Origin of the sequence: uncultured Ralstonia sp. (assembly GCA_913056305.1) — a bacterium.
Taxonomy (GTDB): Bacteria; Pseudomonadota; Gammaproteobacteria; order Burkholderiales; family Burkholderiaceae; genus Ralstonia.
Window position 1 is genome coordinate 26,498 of record CAJXMR010000004.1, and the last position, 21,528, is coordinate 48,025.

At 66.3% G+C, this 21,528-nt stretch carries 18 protein-coding genes; 10 read left to right on the plus strand and 8 right to left on the minus strand.

Annotated elements, in window-relative coordinates:
• Positions 1-44: 44 nt before the first annotated feature.
• A complete protein-coding gene (locus QZ609_RS01500; RefSeq protein ID WP_295490064.1) occupies positions 45-650 on the minus strand; it encodes a response regulator transcription factor in 606 nt (201 codons plus the stop codon).
• Positions 651-848: 198 nt separating this feature from the next.
• Between QZ609_RS01500 and QZ609_RS01505 the strand changes: the two genes are divergently transcribed.
• The gene (locus QZ609_RS01505) at positions 849-2,420 is read left to right on the plus strand and encodes an ATP-binding protein (protein WP_295490066.1); all 1,572 of its coding nucleotides are present in this window, start codon (positions 849-851) and stop codon (positions 2,418-2,420) included.
• Between the two features lie 57 nt (positions 2,421-2,477).
• Here the strand turns inward: QZ609_RS01505 and QZ609_RS01510 are convergent, their stop codons facing one another.
• From QZ609_RS01510 to QZ609_RS01520, 3 genes are all read right to left on the minus strand, one after another.
• The gene (locus tag QZ609_RS01510) at positions 2,478-4,121 is read right to left on the minus strand and encodes an NRAMP family divalent metal transporter (RefSeq protein WP_295490068.1); all 1,644 of its coding nucleotides are present in this window, start codon (positions 4,119-4,121) and stop codon (positions 2,478-2,480) included.
• 40 nt (positions 4,122-4,161) lie between these two features.
• The gene (locus QZ609_RS01515) at positions 4,162-4,368 is read right to left on the minus strand and encodes a hypothetical protein (protein WP_295490071.1); all 207 of its coding nucleotides are present in this window, start codon (positions 4,366-4,368) and stop codon (positions 4,162-4,164) included.
• 319 nt (positions 4,369-4,687) lie between these two features.
• Complete coding sequence (locus tag QZ609_RS01520; RefSeq protein WP_295490074.1) at positions 4,688-6,175, minus strand: carbohydrate porin; 1,488 nt, start codon at positions 6,173-6,175, stop codon at positions 4,688-4,690.
• A 743-nt stretch (positions 6,176-6,918) separates the two neighbouring features.
• On the opposite strand from QZ609_RS01520, the gene QZ609_RS01525 reads away from it, so the two are divergent.
• From QZ609_RS01525 to QZ609_RS01540, 4 genes are read left to right on the plus strand one after another with little or no spacing between them, the layout of a single operon-like run.
• The gene (locus tag QZ609_RS01525) at positions 6,919-6,999 is read left to right on the plus strand and encodes a potassium-transporting ATPase subunit F (protein WP_295490170.1); all 81 of its coding nucleotides are present in this window, start codon (positions 6,919-6,921) and stop codon (positions 6,997-6,999) included.
• Between the two features lie 40 nt (positions 7,000-7,039).
• Positions 7,040-8,854 (plus strand): potassium-transporting ATPase subunit KdpA, encoded by a 1,815-nt coding sequence (gene kdpA / locus QZ609_RS01530; RefSeq protein ID WP_295490077.1) that lies wholly within the window; start codon positions 7,040-7,042, stop codon positions 8,852-8,854.
• A 24-nt stretch (positions 8,855-8,878) separates the two neighbouring features.
• The gene (gene kdpB / locus QZ609_RS01535; RefSeq protein ID WP_295490080.1) at positions 8,879-11,029 is read left to right on the plus strand and encodes a potassium-transporting ATPase subunit KdpB; all 2,151 of its coding nucleotides are present in this window, start codon (positions 8,879-8,881) and stop codon (positions 11,027-11,029) included.
• Between the two features lie 30 nt (positions 11,030-11,059).
• Positions 11,060-12,079: a potassium-transporting ATPase subunit C gene (locus QZ609_RS01540; RefSeq protein WP_295490082.1), complete on the plus strand. Its 1,020-nt coding sequence runs from the start codon at positions 11,060-11,062 to the stop codon at positions 12,077-12,079.
• 17 nt (positions 12,080-12,096) lie between these two features.
• On the opposite strand, the gene QZ609_RS01545 is transcribed toward QZ609_RS01540, so the two are convergent.
• The 4 genes from QZ609_RS01545 to QZ609_RS01560 all read right to left on the minus strand — a co-directional run bounded on the left by QZ609_RS01545 (position 12,097) and on the right by QZ609_RS01560 (position 16,859).
• The gene (locus QZ609_RS01545) at positions 12,097-12,576 is read right to left on the minus strand and encodes a YbhB/YbcL family Raf kinase inhibitor-like protein (RefSeq protein ID WP_295490084.1); all 480 of its coding nucleotides are present in this window, start codon (positions 12,574-12,576) and stop codon (positions 12,097-12,099) included.
• A 188-nt stretch (positions 12,577-12,764) separates the two neighbouring features.
• The gene (locus QZ609_RS01550; RefSeq protein ID WP_295490087.1) at positions 12,765-14,087 is read right to left on the minus strand and encodes a gallate dioxygenase; all 1,323 of its coding nucleotides are present in this window, start codon (positions 14,085-14,087) and stop codon (positions 12,765-12,767) included.
• Between the two features lie 31 nt (positions 14,088-14,118).
• Positions 14,119-15,447: an aromatic acid/H+ symport family MFS transporter gene (locus QZ609_RS01555; protein WP_295490090.1), complete on the minus strand. Its 1,329-nt coding sequence runs from the start codon at positions 15,445-15,447 to the stop codon at positions 14,119-14,121.
• A gap of 206 nt (positions 15,448-15,653) precedes the next feature.
• Complete coding sequence (locus QZ609_RS01560; protein ID WP_295490093.1) at positions 15,654-16,859, minus strand: LysR family transcriptional regulator; 1,206 nt, start codon at positions 16,857-16,859, stop codon at positions 15,654-15,656.
• Positions 16,860-16,977: 118 nt separating this feature from the next.
• Here QZ609_RS01560 and QZ609_RS01565 point away from each other — a divergent pair, with 118 nt between their 5' ends.
• From QZ609_RS01565 to QZ609_RS01585, 5 genes are all read left to right on the plus strand, one after another.
• Positions 16,978-18,117, plus strand: coding sequence for a 4-oxalomesaconate tautomerase (locus QZ609_RS01565; protein ID WP_295490096.1), 1,140 nt, complete (start codon positions 16,978-16,980; stop codon positions 18,115-18,117).
• A 22-nt stretch (positions 18,118-18,139) separates the two neighbouring features.
• Positions 18,140-19,219: an amidohydrolase family protein gene (locus tag QZ609_RS01570; RefSeq protein WP_295490099.1), complete on the plus strand. Its 1,080-nt coding sequence runs from the start codon at positions 18,140-18,142 to the stop codon at positions 19,217-19,219.
• On the plus strand, positions 19,216-19,911 hold the full coding sequence (gene ligK, locus QZ609_RS01575; RefSeq protein WP_295490102.1) for a 4-carboxy-4-hydroxy-2-oxoadipate aldolase/oxaloacetate decarboxylase: 696 nt from the start codon (positions 19,216-19,218) through the stop codon (positions 19,909-19,911). Before QZ609_RS01570 ends, ligK begins: the two co-directional genes overlap by 4 nt.
• Positions 19,912-19,948: 37 nt before the next feature.
• On the plus strand, positions 19,949-20,869 hold the full coding sequence (locus QZ609_RS01580; protein ID WP_295490104.1) for an NAD(P)-dependent oxidoreductase: 921 nt from the start codon (positions 19,949-19,951) through the stop codon (positions 20,867-20,869).
• Positions 20,870-20,981: 112 nt separating this feature from the next.
• Positions 20,982-21,521, plus strand: coding sequence for a hypothetical protein (locus QZ609_RS01585; protein WP_295490107.1), 540 nt, complete (start codon positions 20,982-20,984; stop codon positions 21,519-21,521).
• Positions 21,522-21,528 lie beyond the last annotated feature (7 nt).

A 21,528-nucleotide genomic window follows, 5' to 3' on the forward strand; every position in this document is an offset into this window, starting at 1 on the left:
CAAGCAGCGCGCCGTGATCCCCTGGGGTCCGGCGCGCTGTGCTTTTATGGCTTGATGATGCCGGAGGAAGACGCCTTGACCACGGCTTCGATGCGGGTCGCCACACCAAGCTTCTGCCGCGCGTTGTCGATATGAAAATCCACGGTGCGCTTGGATAGGCCGAGGATGGTGGCAATCTCGCCCGACGTCTTGCCGCGCGCCGACCAGGCCAGCACTTCCACCTCGCGCTCGCTCAGGTTGACCGGCGGGTGCGGCTTGCGCGCCCGGGCGCTCTTGGCCAGCCGCGTCTCGATGATGCTGGTCAGGATGTCGAAGTCGACCGGCTTGGCCACGTAATCGTCGGCGCCCAGGCGGCGGCCCTTGAGTTCATATTCGCGCTGCACGAGCGCGGTGAGAAAGACGAACGGGATGTCGGAAAACTGGGGGGCAAGCGTACCGATCTTCTCGAGCAACTCGAACCCAGTCATGCCCGGCATGCCGACGTCGCACAGCACGAGATCCGGCGCTTCGTGGAGGATAGCGGCCAGACCCTGCTCCCCGTCATGGGCCAGGCTGACCGAGAATCCGCGCTCGAGCAGCTCCTCGGCAATCAGTTCCGCTGTTTCGCGATCGTCCTCGATGCAGAGGATTTTTCGATCCGCATTGCTCATGATCATTCCGCGTGGATGATATGGTTACTGTTGGCCAGCGCCGCAACAGGAAGGTCTCCCTGAGCGCGTCGCCAGATGGCATTATCTGCTGATATTTTCCGCCGCCGCCCAAAAGCATGGCCTGAAACGCGGCGCCCCCCGAAAAAGCGTCTGGCACGCCCCATGCATCGCCCCATGTCCCTGCCTGCCGAACCACGCATGCGCCAATTCCGTCCGCTATCGATGCTGCGGCCCGTTCGGGTCCGACTTTCGCTTGCCTTTGTGACGTTTCTGCTGCTGGTCGTCGGCGTGGGCGCTTTCGGCATTGATCAGCTAGCCAGCTTTCACAGCGTGTCGTCGCAGATCAGCGGCCGCTGGCTGCAAAGCAGCCGCATCCTGGGTGACCTCAATAACTCCATTTCCGATTACCGCTATGGGGAAGCGGAGTACCTGATCTCGACCTCGCGCACGGATCTGCTCGCCGCAGACCAGCAGATCGCGGCGCTCGACGACATGATCGCGCGATCGCAATCCCGGTACGAAAAAATCGAGCACGACTCGGCCGAACGCGCGCTCTATCGGCAGTTCGTCACTCAATGGAATACGTACCGCGATCTGACCAAACGCGTGATCGTCACGGCCAAGGCGGGCGACATCCCGGGGGCGATACAGCTCTATCATGGCGAGTCGTGGCAAGCGTACGACCGCGCCAACGATACGCTGACCGTCTTGACGGAGCGCAGTACCGCCGGCGCCACCGCCGAGACCGAGCGCGAGGCACAGGCCTATCACGACGCCCGCCAGCTCATCATCGGCGCGATCGTGGTGGCGGCCTGCCTGGTGGTGGTGGCCGTGGCCTACCTGGCCTACGCCGTGTCGCGCCCCATCGCCACGCTGGTGGAGCGCATGCACCGCATCGCCAACAACGACACGCACGTCGACATCCCCAGCCTGGAGCGGCGCGACGAGATCGGCGACATCGCACAGGCGGTGGCGCGCTTTCGCGACAACACCGTCGAGCTGGGCCGCAGCAAGGACGCGCTGGTCTCCCAGGCCGTGGTGCTGCAGGACATGCTGGCCAAGGAGCGCCGCATGGCCGAGCTGCAGCGCAACTTCGTCTCCATGGCCTCGCATGAATTCCGCACACCGCTGAACGTAATCGACGGCCACGCGCAGCGGCTGATGCGCATGCGCGAGGCGCCCTCGACCGAGGTGCTGGACGAGCGCTGCGGCAAGATCCGCGCGGCAGTAGCGCGCATGACGCACCTGATGGACCACCTGTTGGACTCGTCGCAATGGCTCGACAGCACCACGCTGGCGGCGGTGCGGTGCACGCACTTTCCGCTGCCGGCGCTGCTGCACGAGGTGTGCGAGATGCACCGCGACAGCTCGCCGGCCGCGCACATCGAAGAGCGCATCGACGACGGCGTGCCCGACACCTTCTATGGCGATGCCAAGCTGCTGTTCCAGGCCTTCAGCAACCTGGTCGGCAACGCCGTCAAGTATTCGTCGCCGCATGCGCAGGCGCGGGTGACCGTGCGCATCAGCGCAGACGCGGACAGCGTGAGCGTATCGGTGGCGGACAATGGCCTGGGCATTCCGGAGCGCGACATCGACCGGCTGTTCGAGCGCTATGTGCGCGGCGGCAATGTGGCCGGCACGGTGGGCGCGGGCGTCGGGCTGTACCTGGTCAAGCTGGTGGTGGAACTGCATCGGGGCACCATCACGGTCAGCAGCACGGAAGGCCGTGGCTCGCAGTTCACGGTGCGGCTGCCTCGGCTGGAGGGCTAAAAAAATAGCCGGCCACGCATGCGCGACCGGCTTGTCGTTTCATGACTGCGTGCGGCCTCAGCCCGTGACCAGCCCGGCAATGCGCACCAGCACCAGCCCCGCCGCGATCACCAGATAACCGCGCAGCACGAACATCCAGGTGCGCTTGAGCGGCGTCCAGCGGGCAGCGGTCAGTTGCTCCAGCGGCGGCATGGTCCACTTGCTGCGGTCGAGCAGGCTCACCTTCTGGTGCACCACGCCGTGGTTGGCGCGGCGCTCGATGCGCCACAGCACCAGCGACATCACCGCCGCGATCAGCGAGCCGCCCACCAGCACGGCCACGATCTCCACCGTGCCGATGTTGGGGAACAGCACCGCGGCGGTCAGGATGACGGACAGCATCACCAGCACCGCCACCACTGCGCCGGTGAAGATGTTGGTCACGCGGCCATTGGTCCACGGGCCCAGCACAGCCTTGTCATTGCACAGCAGCAGCAGGAACACCGTCGCGCTCGGCAACAGCACGCCAGCCAACGATTGCACCGCGTTGGTCAGCAGCCCCAGCGGCACGCCCGGCGTCAGCACCAGCCCGGCCGACAGCAGCGTCAGGCCGAAGTACACGGCGTAGAAGCCCTTGGCCTCGGTCGGCTTGCGATGCAGCGAGTGGCGCACGGCCAGCACGTCGCCGATCGCATACGCAGTCGACAGCGACACCGCGCACGCGCCAATGATGCTGGCGTCGAGCAGCGCGATCGCAAACAGGATGCCGGCCCAGCGGCCCGCAGCCTTCTCGATGCCGACGGCCGTACCCAGTGCATCGGTGTACTTGCCGAACTCCGCCGTACCCTGGAAGGCCTGCGCGCTGAAGGCGATCATCGCCACCGCACCCACCACCACCAGCACGATGCCGAGCCACAGGTCGGCGCGCTCGTACTTGATGAAGCGCGGCGTGATGCGCTTGTCGATCACATAGCTCTGCTGGAAGAACAGCTGCCACGGCGCCACGGTGGTGCCGACGATGGCGATGATCAGCAGCATCACTTCCGACAGCGGCGCGTTGGCCGGCATGGCCGGGATGAAGAAATCCTGCGCAACCTGCCCCAGCGGCGGATGCAGCATCACGAAGACCGGGATCAGCGTGAGGCTGCCCGCCACCAGCGCGAGCGCAAAGCGCTCGAAGCGGCGGAAGTCACCGGTGGAAGCGGCCACCATCACCAGCGCGGCCGACGCGCAGACACCCCAATGACGTGGAATGCCGAGGTACTCCAGCGCCAGGCTGATGCCGATGAACTCCGTCACCAGCGTCAGCGCATTCACCAGGAACAGATCGATGACGGAGAAGCTGCCCCAGAACTTGCCGAAGCGCGCGAAGATCAGCCGCGCGTGGCCGACGCGCGTAACGGCACCCAGGCGCAGCACCATCTCCTGATTGACGTACAGCACCGGGATCAGCAGCAGCAACGTCCACAGCAGCGTAGTGCCGTAGTTCTGCCCGGCCTGGGTGTAGGTGCCGAAGGCGCCGGCGTCGTTGTCGCCCACCATCACGATCAGGCCCGGGCCAAGGATGGCTAGCAGCGTGCGCAGACGTGCACGCCATCCTTGGCGCGGGCCAGTGTCGTGCTGGCCGATGGTGCCGAGCGCACCGCGGATGTCTCCGATGTGCGCGTCGTCGAGGGCGGCATGACGTGGTGGTGCGTCAATGCCGGTTGCCATTTGGGTCATGTTGACCTCCTGTTCTTTTTGGATCGATGCAGAAAACGAATTACCAGTACGTGCGCGACAGGCGGACGGCCGCCTCTGCGTAGCCGCGCGCGGACATGGTGTGCCCCGTCTCGGCCGGGCGCTTGCTGCGCGTAGCCGCCGCATCCGCTCCACGCTGCGGCACGGCAGCGGGCGCTTGGATGAAGGGCGAGGTGAACGGCAGCACCATCGACGAGAAACGGCGGGCGGGAATCGTGAACTTGCGCATGTGACACTCCTTGCCGCGCGTGCTTGCGTTGGGCACGTGCGGAGCAAACCGGAAGGCTTCCGGCGATGAACTTCAAGGAGCGGTAAAGAGACCGCTGCCTTGCCAGATCGGCAAGCCAGCGGCTGGGAGGACCCAGGCGGCGGACTTGCCTACGAGAAAGAAACTGCTTTGGGATAAGGTCGACTCGGACTGTCCATATGGGTCCTCCATTACAAGAGACGCTACAGGACAAGGCGCGCATGCCTGTCACGGCACCCGCTGGACGCTGGAGAACAACTCCAGCGGGCCTTGTCACAGCGTCGAATTAACGGATCAAGCGTTAAAACTCCAGATGCAGCCGGGCTGCAGCAACCGAAACAGGGCCACGATCCCGGTTGTAGGCAGGGTGGATGATGTACTGGTAATCCAGACCCACCGTGACGTGGGGCATGACAGCCCAGTTGTAATAGATCTCGGCGATCTGCTCGCGGCCGTAGTTCATTGCACCGTCGCCGACGAGCACGCCCATCCCGCCGTTCTCGAAATACCGCCGTGCCGACTTCGACAACCCGTTCACCACGAACGCGACGCCCAGCTTGTCCTTGTGGCGACCCCAGCGGTCACCCGACAGCGAGAAGCCGGCGGCGACAGACTGGTTGATATCGGTAAAGTCGAAGGCTTCCTTGCTGCCGTCATTCATGCTGGCCCGGGCGAAGAAGCCCAGGTCGGGGGCCAGTTCCTGCTCCAGGTTCAGCGCGATGCCGCGGCGCGACGCGTATTGGCGCACCTGGGACGTATCCGGCGTGGACCCGGTTTGCTGCGCCAGGTTCACGGCGTCGTTATAGCGCCCCATGTAGCCCTGGTTCACGAACGCCAGCAGCTTCACCTTGCCCGGACGGCCGAACAGTTGATGGCGCGCCTCGACCTCACCCACCCACTCACGCTGCCCGAAGCCGACATCCAGTGCCTCGGCGTTTGGTGTCACCGACAGGGCAAAGAAGCCGCCGCGCACAGTCCACCACGATTGCGTCCATTCCACCGCGGCGCCACGGGTGTAGCCCCAGGCATCGGCCGCGTAGTCGAAGGCACCGGATTCGAGCACGGACCAGTTCAGGAAGTCCGAGCGCGGATCATGCGCGTAGGTGTTGGTATCGAAAATGTCCACCACCGAGAACTTGCCGACCGTCACCGTGATGTTGTCCGCAGTCTTCGACCCTGCGAGCTGGTTGGCCGAGGACTCCAACGCCTGCGTCTCACCGCCCAGGTTGATGGTCTGGCGCAGGAAGAACCGGGGCAGCTTGTAGTAGGGCGAATTACGGCCCACCTTGTACGCCCCGCCGCTGGGGAAACCCGCCACGCCCAGGGTGTTGCTCAAGCCGAAACCCTGGTCGAGTTCAGGGTTCGCATACAGCTCCGCGCCGTGCCACAGGCGCAGCCCGAGAAAGACCGTCGCGTCGGTCGTTTCGCTGCTCTCACCGTCCGAGGCCAAGCTGTTCGAACCGGCATACGGTGCCTTGAACTTGCCGTGCCACTGGGTGATATGCGTGGCCTGCGCGTGCAGGTTCCACCGCTCCGGTTCGGGCACCACCGGCGCTTGTTCAGCAGGAGCGGGGACCTTGGAACCAACAACGGCGACTTGTTCCTCGGCGGGTTGGTTAGCCGCGGGTGCTTCGGCAGCAGTCATGCCTTGCGCGTGGGCGGCATGGGTAAAAACGGACAGCAGGGCCGTCACGGCCAGCAAGGCCGGACGGCGAAGCGCAGCAGCACGCACCAGAACGAGCGGGCGCACCGCGACCAAAGCGTATTGCAGCATCGAGAAAAGCAGCATGGGGCCTCCCTCGTCCGCTTCTTTTTGACGGACGTAGGCATGAGCCGACGACGGTCCCCCCTGGGAACCGCGCACGCAAAGACGCACGCGGCCACATTGGCCGTGTCGGTAAAGCGATCGAATTTTGGGGAAGGGGCTTGCGCGGAGAACCCGCACAAGAGCCACTACCCGCCGTGCATTACGGCTAGGCAGTGGAGAGGCGCAACGCGGTTGCGCCCAGACTGTCTAGCCGTTCAAAGTGCGACCGAAGGTCGACTAGAACAACTGTCCATGGAGATCACTCCGTAGCTATGACGGAGCGGAGAGTAACAAAGTCGTACGTGACCCTGCAAGCAGTTTTTTCGTTGGCTTTGGGCAACACCGTGCGGACTGTTTTGGCACCAATCGCGCCGCCCAATGCGCCCACTCTGCACAGGGTTTTTGGACCCGGTGGGCGAGCGCCGGACAGGTCACTGCCATGGCACGGCGTTTACGGAAATTTGACACCGCGCATGCGCTTCTTTACCCAATCGTGACCTCGGCGTGCCTATACCTGAGCCAGAGAGATGCGCGCCGAAACGATCACCCAACGTGTCGCGCGAAGATGCGCATCGTGCACAAGTTGCGTGGGAGAACACGCATGAATCTCGTCGTCTGGCTTCCGCTGCTGTTCGTGCTCGGCCTGGCCGGCATGGGCGTGTGCGGATGGTTCCTGCTCGGCTGCGAACGCATCTAAGCGCAGCGCAGTCAATGGAGTGGCTGTCATGACCTGGCTTGCCGCGGGCGTGTCCCTGTTCGTCTTCGTGTACCTGGTGCTGGCCCTGATCCGGCCGGAATGGTTCTAGGCGGAACCCTCCGCCCGCACTTCATTTGCAGGGAGGGGCTATGTGGACCCTGCCGCTTCTCATCCTGGCAATCGCCATCCTCATCTCCATTCCGCTCTCGCGCTACATGGCGTGGATCATGGACGGCAAGTACACGCCGCTACCGGGTCTGCGCTGGTTCGAGGCGCGCCTGAACAGCGGGCCACAGGACTGGAAGCAATACACGGTCGCGCTGCTGGTGTTCAACGCCGTGCTGTTCGTGTTCGGTTACGTGGTGCTCTCGCTGCAGCCCATCGCACCGCTCAACCCGCTGGGGCGCGGCATGCTCGCGCCGTCGACGATCTTCAACACGGTCATCTCGTTCATGACCAACACGAACCTGCAGCACTACTCGGGCGACCAGCACCTCTCCAACTTCAGCCAACTCTTCTTCATCCTGCCGAACATGTTCCTCTCGGCAGCGGTGGGGCTGTGCGCGCTCACGGCCATCATCCGCGCGCTGCGCGGCGAGGCGCTGATCGGCAACTTCTTCGTCGACATGTGGCGCGTGGTGTTCTACATGTTCGTGCCGGCGGCGCTGGTATGCGGCACGATCTTCATCCAGCAGGGCGTACCGATGACGTACCAGAGCGCCTACCAGGTCACAACGCTGGAGCCTGCCGCGATGGGCACCGCCGACAATGGCGAGGCCAAGCAGCAGACCATCATCGTCGGCCCTGTCGCCGCAGTGATTCCGATCAAGATGCTGGGCACCAACGGCGGTGGTTTCTACGGCATGAACGCCGCGCATCCGTATGAGAATCCGACCGCCGTCAGCAACGTGCTCACTACCGACGCGATGATGGTGTTCCCGTTTGCGCTGGTGCTGATGTATGGCCGCATGCTGCGGCGCTTGCGCCATGCAGTGGTGATCTACAGCGTGATGCTCACGATGATGGTCGCCCTGATCGGCTGGGTCATCTACTGGGATACGCTGCAGCCCAACCCCGCCTTCACCGCGCACCCGGTGGCACGCAGCTACACGCTGCCGAGCCAGGCAGGCGGCGCGCCACCCGTGCTGACCGTGCCGGCCTTGCCCGCGCTGCCGGTTGACCAGCGTCTGGGCAATCTCGAAGGCAAGGAACTGCGCTTCGGCACCTCGGCCGGGGCCACCTTCGCGGCCATCACCACGGATGTCACCTGCGGTGCCGTCAATGCGGAGCACGACAGCCTGAACCCGCTGGCCGGGCTCTCGCCGCTGATCGGCATGTGGATCAACTGCGTGTTCGGCGGCAAGGGCGTGGGCATGATCAACCTGCTGCTGTTCCTGATCGTGGGCGTGTTCCTGGCCGGGCAGATGGTGGGCCGCACACCGGAATACCTCGGGCGCAAGGTGGGCGCGCGCGAAATGAAGCTCGCCATGATTGCGCTGCTGATCCACCCGATCCTGATCCTGGGCCCAACCGGCCTGTTCTCGGCCACCGACTGGGGCACCAAGGCCGAGGCCAATGCCGGCCCACACGGCTTTACCGAGATCACTTACCAGTTCTCGTCAGCGTCGGCCAATAACGGCTCGGCGTTCGATGGGCTGGCAGTCAGCTATGGCCTGAACGCCAACCCGAACCCGCCGCCGTCCGCCCCGCAGTGGGACGTGTCGACCGGCCTGGTGATGATGTTCAGCCGCTACCTGCCCATCATCGCGCCGATTGCGATGGCGGTGTTCCTGGGCCGCAAGAAGACCGCACCCGAAACGCTGGGCACCATGCGCGACAACACGCTCACCTTCGGCTTGCTGCTGCTGGGGACGATCATGATCGTCGGGGCGCTGCTGTTCCTGCCGGTGGCGGCACTCGGGCCGCTGGCCGAACACCTCGGGCCAACGCCGTTTGGCGGATAGCGCCGCGTGCGGAGGACAACTGCCATGGCTACGTTAAAGAGCCCTCACGATGCGATCAGCGGCTTGTCCCGTGACGTAAAGCCGCCGGTCAGCCTGATGCCGCACGAACTGTTTCCGTGGCCGCTGGTACGCACTGCCATGTGGCACGCGGTGCTGGCACTGCGCCCCAACGTGCAGTGGAAAAACCCGGTGATGTTCGTGGTGGAGCTCGGCGCGTTGCTCACGCTGTTCTACACCGTGCAGGCCGCGCTCGGGCATGCCGAGAGCCAGGTGCCGCTGACGTACTTTCTCGCGCTCGACGCGTGGCTGTGGGCGACGGTGCTGTTCGCCAACTTCGCCACCACCATCGCCGAGGAGCGCGGCAAGGCGCAGGCCGAATCGATGCGCCGCACGCGCCAGGACACCATGGCCCACCGCCTGCGCGGCGATGCCATCGAGACCGTCAACTCCGCGCAGCTGATGCCAGGCGACCTGGTGATCGTCAAGGCGTGGGAGATCATCCCCAGCGACGGTGAAGTCGTGCAGGGCGCCGCTGCCGTGGACGAGTCGGCCATCACCGGCGAATCCGCGCCGGTCATCCGCGAATTCGGCGGCGACCGCTCGGGCGTGACCGGCGGCACCATGGTGATTGCCGACGAGATCACCATCCGGATCACGGCACGCCCCGGCGACACCTTCATCGACCACATGATCAGCCTGGTGGAGGGCGCGGTGCGCCAGCGCACGCCCAATGAGATCGCGCTGACGCTGGTGCTGTCGGCCTTCACGCTCATCTTCCTGATCGTGGTGATCCCGCTGTGGCCGATGGCGCTGAATGCCGAGCAGTACATGACGAGCTATCTGGGCCTGTCCGCACCGCTCAAGAGCCTGGGCACCGATGTGCCAACGCTGGTGGCGCTGCTGGTGTGCCTGATCCCGACCACCATCGGCGCGCTGCTGGCCGCCATCGGCATTGCCGGCATGGACCGCGCTCTGCGTGCCAACATCGTCGCCAAGAGCGGCAAGGCGGTGGAGGTGGCGGGCGATATCGACACCGTGGTGCTCGACAAGACCGGCACCATCACGGTCGGCAACCGGCGCGCAACGCAGTTCCTGCCGATGGTGACGACCACCGAACCGCAGTTGCGCGAGCTGTCAGCACTCGCCTCACTGGGGGACCCGACGCCGGAGGGCAAGAGCATCGTCGCGGTGGCGGCTCCGAGCGAGAAGCACCACAACGAGCCGCCCGCCGGGGCGACGCTGGTGCCGTTCTCAGCGCAGACGCGCATGAGCGGCATCGACCTGTCGGATGGCCGCGTGCTGCGCAAGGGCGCACCGGACGCCGTCACCGCCTACGTCACCAAGCTGGGCGGCACCGTGCCGGCCGAGCTGGCGGGCATGGTCAAGCTGGTGGGCGGCAAGGGCGCGACACCGCTGGTGGTGGCCGCCGGCAATGTCATCGTCGGCGTGATCGTGCTCGAAGACGTGCTCAAGCCGGGCATCCACGACCGCATCCTGCACCTGCGCAAGATGGGCCTGCACACCGTCATGGTGACGGGCGACAACGCACTCACTGCGGCCACCGTCGCGGGCCTGGCCGGGGTCGATGAATTCATCGCCGAGGCCACGCCGGAGGCCAAGCTGGTGTACCTGCGCAAGGAACAGGCCGAAGGCAAGCTGGTCGCCATGATGGGCGACGGCACCAACGACGCGCCAGCGCTCGCGCAGGCCGATGTGGGCCTGGCCATGAACTCCGGCACACAGGCCGCCAAGGAGGCCGGCAACATGGTCGACCTCGACAGCGACCCGACCAAGCTCATTGAAGTGGTGGAGATCGGCAAGCAGCTGCTGATGACGCGCGGCGCGCTCACGACCTTCTCCATCGCCAACGACGTGGCCAAGTATTTCGCCATCGTGCCGGCCTTGTTTGCGGGCACGCTGCCATGGCTGAAGGCGGTGGACGTGATGCAGCTGCACTCGCCCACCTCGGCCATTTTGTCGGCGGTGATCTTCAACGCGCTCATCATCCCGATGCTGATCCCGATCGCGCTGAAGGGCGTGGTCTACCGGCCGCTGGGCGCGGATGCGCTGCTGCGCCGCAATCTGCTGATCTGGGGTGTGGGTGGCGTGGTGGTGCCGTTCATCGGCATCAAGCTGATCGACCTGCTGTTGGTCGCCTTGAAGCTGGCCAGCTAGGGACGATGGGCGAGGACAACGGAGGCAACCATGTTCCGTCACGTGCGCAAAAGCCTGGTGCTACTCGCCAGCGTGGTGGTGATCGTGTGCGGCCTGTATCCGGCCGTGCTGTGGGTGATCGGCCAGACTGCGTTTCCGTTCCAGGCCAACGGCAGCATGGTGAAGGGGCCGGACGGCAAGCTGGTCGGGTCGCTGCTGATCGCGCAGCCCTTTACCAAGGATGAGTACTTCCAGCCGCGCCCGTCGGCGGTGTCGTATGACGCTTCCGCGTCGGGCTCGTCATCGCTGGCGCCGACCAACTACACGCTGCGCGATCGCGTGGCACGCGCGATTGCGCCGGTGGCCCGCTACGCCAGCGGCCCGCAAGCGGGCCAGGTGGTCGGGCCGGATGTGGAACGCTGGTTCCAGGCCGATCGCTTCCAAGGGCAGCCGCATCTGGTCGCGCAATGGGCGCAGGCGCACAACAGCCTCGCGCAAGCCTGGGTGACGGGCAGCCCGACGCATACGGCCTACGTTGATGCGTGGGCCAAGGCGCACAGCCAAGCGGTGGCCGCGTGGGTCAAGGACAACCCGGGCACGCCGCAGCCCAAGCCCGCAGACTTGGCGGTACCGTTCTTCGTGGACGTCTCGCAAGTGCATCCGGGAATGTTTCCGGTGGATGCCACGCACCCGGGCGCGGACGGCAAGCCGGTGGCGAGCGTCGAGTTCGCGAAAGACGGCAGCGACATCCAGGCCATCTTCTTCGACATGTGGCGGCAGGACCATCCGCAAGCCGATCTCGCCCCCGTGCCGGGTGACATGGTGACCGCTTCCGCCTCGGGCCTCGACCCCGACATCACGCTGATCAACGCCATGTTTCAGCTCGACCGCGTGGCCGCCGCGTGGGCGCGCGACACCAAGCGCGACGGCAACACCGTGCACCGCGAAATTGCCGATCTGCTGACACAGCATGCGAAGGCCCCGCTGAGCGGCCTGGCGGGCGAGCCCATGGTCAACGTGCTGGCCATCAACCTGGAGCTGCGCAAGCGGTATGGCGCGCCAGCCACTTGAGCGAGTGTGAGCCACCCCTAGCGCTTGCGCTTCTGGTACGTCCCGATCAGCTCGGCCTGCGCCAGTACATGACCGCGCATGGCGCGCTCGAGCGCCGCCTTGTCCGGCTCGTGGAGCTCCGGCAACTCCACATCCAGCGCATACAGCTTGTGGAAATAGCGATGGCGCCCGATGGGTGGGCACGGCCCGCCGTAGCCGGTGCGCTGCCAGTCGTTGCGGCCCTCGCGTGTGCCGGGCGGCAGATGCCCTCTGGCAGCGCCTTCAGCAAGGGACTGCGTGCCGGGCGGCATGTTGTAGAGCACCCAGTGCACCCACGTCATGCTGGGCGCAGCGGGGTCGGGTGCGTCCGGGTCATCGACGATCAGCGCCAGGCTGCGCGTGCCCGGTGGCACACTGGTCCACTCCAGCGACGGTGACGTGTCCGTGCCTTCGCACGTGAGCCTCTCGGGCATCTCGCCACCGGCTGCAAAGGCGGTGGAAGTCAGGGTGAGCGGCATGGCTTTCCTCACTTGGGCAGACACCGGAACCACGCACAGGCACGCGAGCAGCAGGAGAAACAGGCGGCGTGGATGTGGCAGGTGTCGTCTCATCGCGGTTCGGGTCCTCGCCGTTTCAAGCTAGTGCGCAGAAGCCGCACAGGCAAGCCGAAGTGACGCCGCCGATACCTGGCGGCACGGACCACGCGCTACGACACCGACGCGTCGGGCTGCACAGCAGGATTAGTCCACGCTGCCCCACTGCCCGCGCCGCCCGTCACGGAATACAGCGCGCCGGGCGCGTTGCGCGTCTTCTGGAAATCGGCCAGAGACTGGCCCCGCATGGCGGCATAGATGTGCAGGTTCGACACCCCGATGACGGCACCCAGCTTCTCGAGCAAGAAGAAGATCACGCCGTAGTGGATCAGGCCACGCCAGTCGCGCCGCGTGATGAGATCGCGCTCCTCGGTTGACAGCCCGGCTTCGTCATATGTGGCCACCGGATCGGCGAGAAAGCGCACGCGGAATTCTGGCTGGATCAACTGGTGCAGGTAGCGGTTGATGCGATAGGCGCGCACGCTCGTCTCCAGCGTGAACGGATAGGTGCCCTCCAGTGCTTCGATGCCTTTGAGCTGATGTCCGATATGCTCGCGCTGGCGCTGCGCGCGGGCGGCCTGCAGATCGGGATCGGTCGCCGCCTCGTTCTCGTACAGCGCCACCGCAATGCCGGTCATCGACGGCAGGTAGTAGTCGCGGTGCAGGCACTTCATGCGCGCGGACATGGCGCCGCGCATCACCATCCACATCACCACCTCCGCGCTCTCGAAGCCACCCAGGCGGGCGTAGTCGGCGTGCGTGAGTTCGAGCAGGGCTTCGGGGTCGGACTCGAACAGATCGAGGAAGGTCTGGTCCCACGCGGTGTTGTTGAAGCCGGCGCGCTCGCCATGCACCTGGTGCGACAGGCCGCCGGTGGCGACGATGGCGACCTTGAGGTCTTCCGGGTAGCTCTCCACTGCGCGGCGGATCGCCTGGCCGAGCTTGTAGCAGCGCCGCGCCGACGGTGCCGGAAACTGCAGCACACCCACCTGCAGCGGCACGATCTGCACCGGCCAACTTTGTTCATGCGGCAGCATGACCGAGAGCGGCGAAAAGCAACCGTGATCGAGCGGCTTGTCCTGGAAAAAGGACATGTCAAATTCATCGGCCACCAGCGACGCGCCCACGTGGCGCGCCAGCCCGACATGCCCACCGATCGGCGGCAACTGGCGCGCGCCGCCGCCCTCGTCGGCCGGCGCATACGCATCACCAATGCCCAGCGCGAAGGCCGAGTAATGGTCGAAGAAGAACGAGGTGACGTGGTCGTTGTAGACCACCAGCAGCACGTCCGGCTTCGCCTGCGCCAGCCATTCGGCCACCGGCGCGTAGGCCGCGAAGATCGGCGCCCAGGCCGGGTCCTGCTGCTTGGCGGCGTCGAGCGCGAAGCCGATGGTGGGAGTGTGGGATGACGCGATCGCGCCGACGATAGTAGCCATGGGAATCAATCAAGCAATCAAATCGAGCTGGTCAAGCAATAGCGGCGCGCGGCTGCGCCTTGGTCGAGACGATGGACACCGCCGCCATGGCCGCCGGAATGGCCAGGATGGCGACGACGGCACTGAAGCTCCAACCCATCGTCAGCAGCACACCGCCGGCCATCGACCCGGTGATGCTGCCGAAGCGGCCGATGCCCAGCATCCAGCTCACGCCGGTGGCCCGCACCGGGGTCGGATAGCACGACGGCGCGAAGGCGTTCAGCCCGGTCTGCGCACCACTCATGCAGAAGCCCGCGGCCAGCACGTAGAAGGCGAACAAGCCCGAGCTTACGCTTCCGGACGACAGCAGCAAGATCCACACCGCGCCCAGCAGATAGGCCGTGCCGATCACGCGGCGCGGCGCCACGCGGTCCATGAAGAAGCCCACCACCAGTGCGCCCACGGTGCCGCCCAATTGAAACAGCGCCGTCAGGTTGGCCGCGCGTTCGATCGACAGGCCGGCGTCCTTGATCAGCGTGGGCAGCCAGCCGCTCAGCAGGTAGATCACCAGCAGGCCCATGAAGTACGTTACCCACAGTGCCAGCGTGATGCCGCGGTAGTCCGACGAGAGCACCGTGCGCACCGGCTGCGACCCGCTGACCGGCGGCTCGCTGACGGTGAATGCGGCGTCGGCGGGAATGTCGCTGCGGCACACACGGCGCAGCGTGCGGGCGATGCGTTCGGCAGGAAACTGCTTGACCACCATGAACCGCGCCGATTCCGGAATCAGCGCCAGATAGAACGGCAGGCACAGCAGCGGAATCGCGCCGCCCACCATCAACACGGCCCGCCAGCCGAAATGCGGCAGCAGCGCCGCGGCCACAAACCCGACCAGCGCCGAGCCCAGGTTGAAGCCGGTGAACATCGTCGCCAGCAGCATGCTGCGCGAGCGCTCCGGCACGTACTCCGACAAGAGCGTCGTGGTGCTCGGCATCGCCGCGCCCAGGCCCAGGCCGGTGAGAAAGCGCAGCAGCGACAGCGCCACCGTGTTGCCGGCAAACGCGCTCGCCAGGTTGAATAGGCCGAACAGCGCGATCGACGCGACCAGCAGCTTCTTGCGGCCGAAGCGGTCCGACAACGGCCCGACCAGCAGCGCACCCACCGCCAGGCCGATGGGCGCCGCGCTCATCACCACGCCAAAGCTCGCTTTCGAGATGCCCCATTCGCGGGTGATGTCGGGTGCGAGAAAGCCCATGATGGCGACGTCCATGCCGTCGGTCGCCACGATCAGGAAGCACAGGCCCAGCATCAGCCACTGGTACCCGGACATGCCGCGTTCATTGATGTAGGCCCGGATGTCGAGCCGTTGCTTGGTAGTCATGCCGTCTCCTGGCGAACCACTGGCGGGTTCTTATCGTTCGAAAAACTGGTTGCCATGAAGGCAGGCTTCACGGCTACGGCAGTCTACGTAGGCAGGGGAACGGATGCATTGCTAATCAGCGCGGCTCGCGTTGCCGTTTACTTATCGGGCTGCGGCAAGTGCATGGAGGACGACCTGTGAGGAAAGGCCTTCACACCACGTGAAGATCAGCGCCAGTCCTGGCTATGGCGGCGAATCGCAGCGAGCAGCGCATCGGCGCCCGGTGACAGACGCGCACCCATACGCGTAGTGATGCCGATGCCGCGCGCCATGTCCGGCATGGGCAGGTCGAGCGCGCGCAGCCAGCCGGCCTCCAGCTCGTAGTGCAGCTGGTAGGTGGACAGCGCGGTGACCATATCGCCGCGCAGCAGCAGACCGCGCACGAGGGCGAGATCGCCGGTTTCCACCAGCGGTTGCGGCAGCGGCAGCCCCTGGCGCGTGAACACCGCATCGAGCGCTTCGCGCAACGGCGCCCCCGCGCGCGACAGCACCCAGGGGTAGCCGTCCAGATCGCGCAAACCCAGCTTCTTCCGCCTGGCGAGCGGATGCTCGGCACGCACGATGATCGAGATGCGATCCTCGAACACCGCCTCGGTGGTCAGGCCCTGCGAGTGCTGCGGGCGCAAGGCACCGAGGATGAAATCGATGCGGCCGCTCAGCAGCCCGGCGGTCAATTCCTCATACGGACTCTCCAGCGAGCGGAAGCGCAGCTTCGGATGCTGCGCATGCACCTCCGCAATCGCCGTCGGCAACAATTGCGTGCGCGCCAGCGGCAGCGCGCCGATGGTGACCGTGCCTTCCAGTGCACCCTGCAAGGCCGCGATGTCGGCGTGAATGTGGCGCAGCTCGGCCAGCACGCGTTCGAACCGCACCACCCAGCGGCTGCCGGCATCGGTCGGCACCATGCCGCGCGCAGTGCGTGCGAACAGCGGCTGGCCCAACGCATCTTCCAAGCGTGCCACCGCCTGGCTGACGGCGGACTGCGAAATGCCAAGGGCGGCTGCCACGCTCGGCATGTGATGCACCTCCGACAGCAGCGCCGCCACCTCGAGCCGGCGTTCGTTGTGCAGCGCTTCCAGGCTGGCGATCGGCGCACCCTGGCGTGTGCGCAAGCGGACCGCATCCTCGCGCACTTCCTTGAGCGCCGCCTCGATCTGCTGCGCGCGCATCAGGACGATCTCACCCGCGCGCGTGAGCAGCATGCCGCGCCCCTTGCGCTCGAACAGCTCGGCGCCGAGCGCCGCCTCCAGGGCCGCCACCGAACGCGCAATGGCCGAAGACGCGCGATGCAGCGTCTCCGACGAGCGCCGCACGCCGCCGGCCGCGGCCACGCCGGTAAACACGTAGAGGTGATGCAAGCTGATCGTCTGCATGGAAAGGGAGCAACCTAACGCGATAAGAAAATTAGAACAGCTCCCCCGCTACATGGCAACCAAGGCCAGGTGGTGCCCGCCGATACTCCGGGCACCAGTCGTTCAGCCAGACCCCGCCATGACGTTTGCTCTCGATTCCGATCTGCACGCCGTGCCCTGCATCCTGATGCGCGGCGGCACCTCGCGCGGCCCGTTCTTCCTGGAAGCCGATCTGCCGGCAGAGGTTGCGGCACGGGACCGCGCGCTGCTCGCCGCCATGGGCAGCCCCGACCCGCGCCAGATCGACGGCCTGGGCGGCGCCCACCCGCTCACCAGCAAGGTCGGCATCGTCGCGCGCGACACCTCCGGCCAGGCCGACCTGGCCTTCACCTTTGCCCAACTGCAGCCGAACACGGACACCGTGGACACCACGCCCAACTGCGGCAACATGCTGGCCGCCGTGGTGCCCTTCGCCATCGAAACCGGCCTGCTCACACCCGGCGCCGAGACCACGCGTGCCCGCGTACTGACCCGCAACACCGGCATGCTGTGCGACATCACCGTGCCCACGCCGGGCGGCAAGCCACGCTATGCCGGCGACGCGCGCATCGACGGCGTGCCCGGCACCGCTGCCCCAATCGTCATCGACTTTCTCGATACCGCCGGCTCGGTGTGCAGCGCCTTGCTACCAACCGGCCGCGCCATCGACACCCTGTCGATCGACGACCCGGCCACCGGCCACACCCGCACCATCGAAGCGACCCTGATCGACAACGGCATGCCGATGGTGCTGCTGCGCGCCGCCGACCTCGGCCGCACCGCTTATGAGACCGTCGCCGAGTTGAACGCCGACACGCCGCTCAAGCAGACGCTCGAAGCCCTGCGCCTGGCCGCCGGCCACCGCATGGGCCTGGGCGACGTCACCGACAGGAGCTACCCCAAGATGTGCCTGCTCGCACCGCCACGCGACGACGGCAACATCGCCACGCGCTGCTTCATCCCGCGCGTGTGCCATGAGGCGATCGGCGTGCTGGCCGCCGTCACGGTCGGCACGGCCTGCGTGCTGCCGGGCACCGTTGCCAGCGGCATTGCCCAGGTGGCCGGCATCGGCCCCATCTACTCCATCAGCGTCGAACACCCGACCGGCGAATTCACCGTCGAGCTGGAGACCGACCCTACCCAACCAAACGGCATCGCCCGCAGCGCGCTGGTGCGCACCGCGCGCCCCATCATGCGCGGCGAAGTGCTGATTCCCGCCGCGGCCTGGCCCGCGAACTGACTGACGAAGGATCTGTTCACCCATGATCATCGATTGCCACGGGCACTTCACCACCGCCCCCAACGCCCTCGAAGACTGGCGCCGCCGCCAGATCGCCAACCTGTCGACGCCCGCGCTCGGGCCGTCGCCGGACGAACTACACATCAGCGACGACGAGCTGGTCGAAGCCATCCGCATCAACCAACTGCGCCTGATGCAGGAACGCGGTTCCGACCTGACGATCTTCTCGCCGCGTGCGTCGTTCATGGCGCACCACATCGGCAACTTCGAGACCAGCGCGACGTGGGCGGCCATCTGCAACACGCTGTGCCATCGCGTGTCGCAACTGTTCCCGGAGCACTTTGTGGGCGCGGCCATGCTGCCGCAATCGCCGGGCGTGGACATCGCCACCTGCATTCCGGAACTGGAGCGCTGCGTCGTCGACTATGGCTTCGTCGGCGTGAACATGAACCCAGACCCGTCGGGCGGCCACTGGACCTCGCCGCCGTTGTCCGATCCTTACTGGTTCCCGATCTACGAGAAGCTGGTCGAGTACGACGTGCCGGCCATGATCCACGTGAGCACGAGCTGCAACGCGTGCTTCCACACCACCGGCGCGCACTACCTGAATGCCGATACGACGGCCTTCATGCAGGTGCTCACCAGCGACCTGTTCCGCCGCTTCCCGACGCTCAAGTTCGTGATCCCGCACGGCGGCGGCGCGGTGCCGTACCACTGGGGGCGCTTCCGTGGCCTGGCGCAGGAGCTGAAGACGCCGCCGCTGCAGGAGCACCTGCTGCGCAACGTGTTCTTCGACACCTGCGTCTACCACCAGCCCGGCATCGACCTGCTCACCAAGGTCATCCCGGTCGACAACATCCTGTTCGCCTCCGAGATGATCGGCGCCGTGCGCGGCATTGATCCGGAGACGGGCCACTACTTCGACGACACGCGCCGCTACATCGACCACGCGCAGAGCCTGTCGGCGCAAGACCGCTACCAGATCTACGAGGGCAACGCGCGGCGCGTGTACCCGCGCCTGGACGCGCAGCTCAAGGCGCGCGGCCACCATGGCCAGTTCAACCAAGGCCTCGCCCTCGCTACCACCGGAGCCTCCGCATGAGCACCGCCAACACCCTTCTCGGCGTGGTCCACCGCCGCATCGAACGCGCGCCCGCCGATGCGGTTGCCGCCCTGTCGCAATTCGGCGTGGCAACCGTGCATGAAGCCATGGGCCGCATCGGCCTGATGAAGCCCTACATGCGCCCGATCTACGCCGGCGCACACGCCTGCGGCACCGCCGTCACCGTGCTGCTGCAGCCCGGCGACAACTGGATGCTGCACGTGGCCGCCGAGCAGATCCAGCCCGGCGACATCGTCATCGCCGCCTGCACCACCGACAGCTTCGACGGCTTCTTCGGCGACCTGCTGGCCACCTCGTACCGCGCACGTGGCGCGGCGGGCTTGGTCATCGACGGCGGGGTGCGCGACGTCAAGGACCTCACCGCGATGGGCTTTCCGGTCTTCAGCCGCGCCGTTCACGCCAAGGGCTGCACGCGCGCGACGCTGGGCTCGGTGAATGTGCCGGTGGTCTGCGCCGGCGCCCCGGTCAACCCGGGCGATGTGGTGATCGCCGATGACGATGGCGTGGTGGTCGTGCCCGCCGCCGCTGCCGCAGCGGTGGCTGAAGCCGCCGCCGCCCGCACCGCCAACGAAGAGGCCAAGCGCGCACGCTTCGCCGCCGGCGAGCTCGGCCTCGACATGTACAGCATGCGCGACACCCTGGCCCGCGCCGGGCTGCGCTACATCGATTAGTCCACGCACCGACCAACGGGCAACGCAGGAGACCACCATGACGCCATGGCGAGTGGGATTGATCGGCTTCGGAGAAGTGGGCGGCATCTTTGCGCGCGCGTTGGCGGCGCACCCTGCCGTCGCCCGCGTCAGCGCGTGGGACGTGCGCTTTGAGACGGACCTTGTCTTCAGCGCGCAGGTGAGCGCGCCCGTTCGGGCCGCCGCAAGTTGCGCCGCGCTATGCGAGGAGGCGACGCTTGTCATCTCGGCGGTGACGGCGGCCAACACGCTGGCGGTGGCACGGCAGGCGGCCGGCAGCATCCGCCCGGACACCATCTTCCTCGACCTCAACTCGGCATCTCCCGGCGTAAAGCAGCAGGCGGCGCAAGCCATCCAGGCCGCAGGGGCGCACTACATCGAGGCGGGCGTCATGACCTCCGTGCCGCCGTATGGCATCCGCGTGCCCATGCTGATCGGTGGCGCGCGGGCAGCGGCGTTGGAGGGCGCACTCAACGCGCTGGGCATGCAGGCCACGACCGTGTCGGATCAGGTCGGCATCGCCTCGGCCATCAAGATGAGCCGCAGCATCCTGATCAAGGGCCTGGAAGCGCTGGTGATCGAGAGCTATACCAACGCGCGCGCCTACGGTGTCGAGGCCCACATGCTGCCCACCCTCGCTGAGACCTTTCCCGGCATCGACTGGCCAACGCTGGGCGCCTACCTGTTCAGCCGCGTCGCGCTGCATGGCAAGCGGCGCGCCGAGGAGATGGCCGAAGCCGCGCGCACGGTGGCAGAGACCGGCATCGAACCGCTGATGTCGCGCGCCATTGCCGAGAAGCAGCAGTGGGTGGCACGGCTGGCGCAAAGCGAGGCATTCCAGGGCATCACCGAGCGCGACGGCTGGCAGGCCTATGCCGACGCGATTCTCGGACAGCGGCATCAGCACGCGCCCGCGCCGGACGCAGCACTTTCGCCGTAGGCCACCTCGCAAATCGTCGTTTCCGATTCTCGCCGCGCCTGCAGTCTCGCGGCCGTCCTTCCCATGACTGCAGCCGTACCCAGACCATTTTAAAAATCATCAGGAGACCACCATGGCCAGCCATGTCAGCAGCAGCGAATTCGTCGGGGGCACGCGCCCGGATACGTCCGATGCGCCCAGCCTTCACGCCATCCTCCGTGCCGGCCTGATCGGCGGCCTGGCGGGCGCCGTCATCATCTGGATCTACGAGGCGCTGATCTGGGTCGGGGCGCAGCACCTGATGCCGCTGGCCGGCATTCCACGCAACGCCACCGGCCTGGTGTTCGGCAAGGCATTCCAGGAGTCGATCGGCCTCTGGGCGTACTTCATCGGCACGGGCATCCACTTCGTCTTTGCGCTGAGCTGGGGCGTGCTGTTCGCGATGATCTGGCCGGCCTTCCGCCGGCGCGGCTACGAGGCGACCTTCGTCGCGCTGTTCTACGCCATCGTCGCCTGGATCGTGATGCACGTGGCCATCGCAGTCGTCTCCGACAACCACCCGAACTACACCGACCCGGTCGTGATCATCGGCGGGTTCATGTCCCATTTCTGCTTCACGGTACCGCTGGCGTTGATCGTGAAGCGACTGCTGGCCCCGCAGCCGAATCGCTGAGCCGGCA

What these genes read in the sequence shown, in the direction of transcription:
- QZ609_RS01500 (WP_295490064.1), bottom strand. Translation starts at nt 650, where the DNA reads ATGAGCAATGCGGATCGAAAAATCCTCTGCATCGAGGACGATCGCGAA.
- QZ609_RS01505 (WP_295490066.1), top strand. Translation starts at nt 849, where the DNA reads ATGCGCCAATTCCGTCCGCTATCGATGCTGCGGCCCGTTCGGGTCCGA.
- QZ609_RS01510 (WP_295490068.1), bottom strand. Translation starts at nt 4,121, where the DNA reads ATGACCCAAATGGCAACCGGCATTGACGCACCACCACGTCATGCCGCC.
- QZ609_RS01515 (WP_295490071.1), bottom strand. Translation starts at nt 4,368, where the DNA reads ATGCGCAAGTTCACGATTCCCGCCCGCCGTTTCTCGTCGATGGTGCTG.
- QZ609_RS01520 (WP_295490074.1), bottom strand. Translation starts at nt 6,175, where the DNA reads ATGCTGCTTTTCTCGATGCTGCAATACGCTTTGGTCGCGGTGCGCCCG.
- QZ609_RS01525 (WP_295490170.1), top strand. Translation starts at nt 6,919, where the DNA reads ATGACCTGGCTTGCCGCGGGCGTGTCCCTGTTCGTCTTCGTGTACCTG.
- kdpA (WP_295490077.1), top strand. Translation starts at nt 7,040, where the DNA reads ATGTGGACCCTGCCGCTTCTCATCCTGGCAATCGCCATCCTCATCTCC.
- kdpB (WP_295490080.1), top strand. Translation starts at nt 8,879, where the DNA reads ATGGCTACGTTAAAGAGCCCTCACGATGCGATCAGCGGCTTGTCCCGT.
- QZ609_RS01540 (WP_295490082.1), top strand. Translation starts at nt 11,060, where the DNA reads ATGTTCCGTCACGTGCGCAAAAGCCTGGTGCTACTCGCCAGCGTGGTG.
- QZ609_RS01545 (WP_295490084.1), bottom strand. Translation starts at nt 12,576, where the DNA reads ATGCCGCTCACCCTGACTTCCACCGCCTTTGCAGCCGGTGGCGAGATG.
- QZ609_RS01550 (WP_295490087.1), bottom strand. Translation starts at nt 14,087, where the DNA reads ATGGCTACTATCGTCGGCGCGATCGCGTCATCCCACACTCCCACCATC.
- QZ609_RS01555 (WP_295490090.1), bottom strand. Translation starts at nt 15,447, where the DNA reads ATGACTACCAAGCAACGGCTCGACATCCGGGCCTACATCAATGAACGC.
- QZ609_RS01560 (WP_295490093.1), bottom strand. Translation starts at nt 16,859, where the DNA reads ATGCAGACGATCAGCTTGCATCACCTCTACGTGTTTACCGGCGTGGCC.
- QZ609_RS01565 (WP_295490096.1), top strand. Translation starts at nt 16,978, where the DNA reads ATGACGTTTGCTCTCGATTCCGATCTGCACGCCGTGCCCTGCATCCTG.
- QZ609_RS01570 (WP_295490099.1), top strand. Translation starts at nt 18,140, where the DNA reads ATGATCATCGATTGCCACGGGCACTTCACCACCGCCCCCAACGCCCTC.
- ligK (WP_295490102.1), top strand. Translation starts at nt 19,216, where the DNA reads ATGAGCACCGCCAACACCCTTCTCGGCGTGGTCCACCGCCGCATCGAA.
- QZ609_RS01580 (WP_295490104.1), top strand. Translation starts at nt 19,949, where the DNA reads ATGACGCCATGGCGAGTGGGATTGATCGGCTTCGGAGAAGTGGGCGGC.
- QZ609_RS01585 (WP_295490107.1), top strand. Translation starts at nt 20,982, where the DNA reads ATGGCCAGCCATGTCAGCAGCAGCGAATTCGTCGGGGGCACGCGCCCG.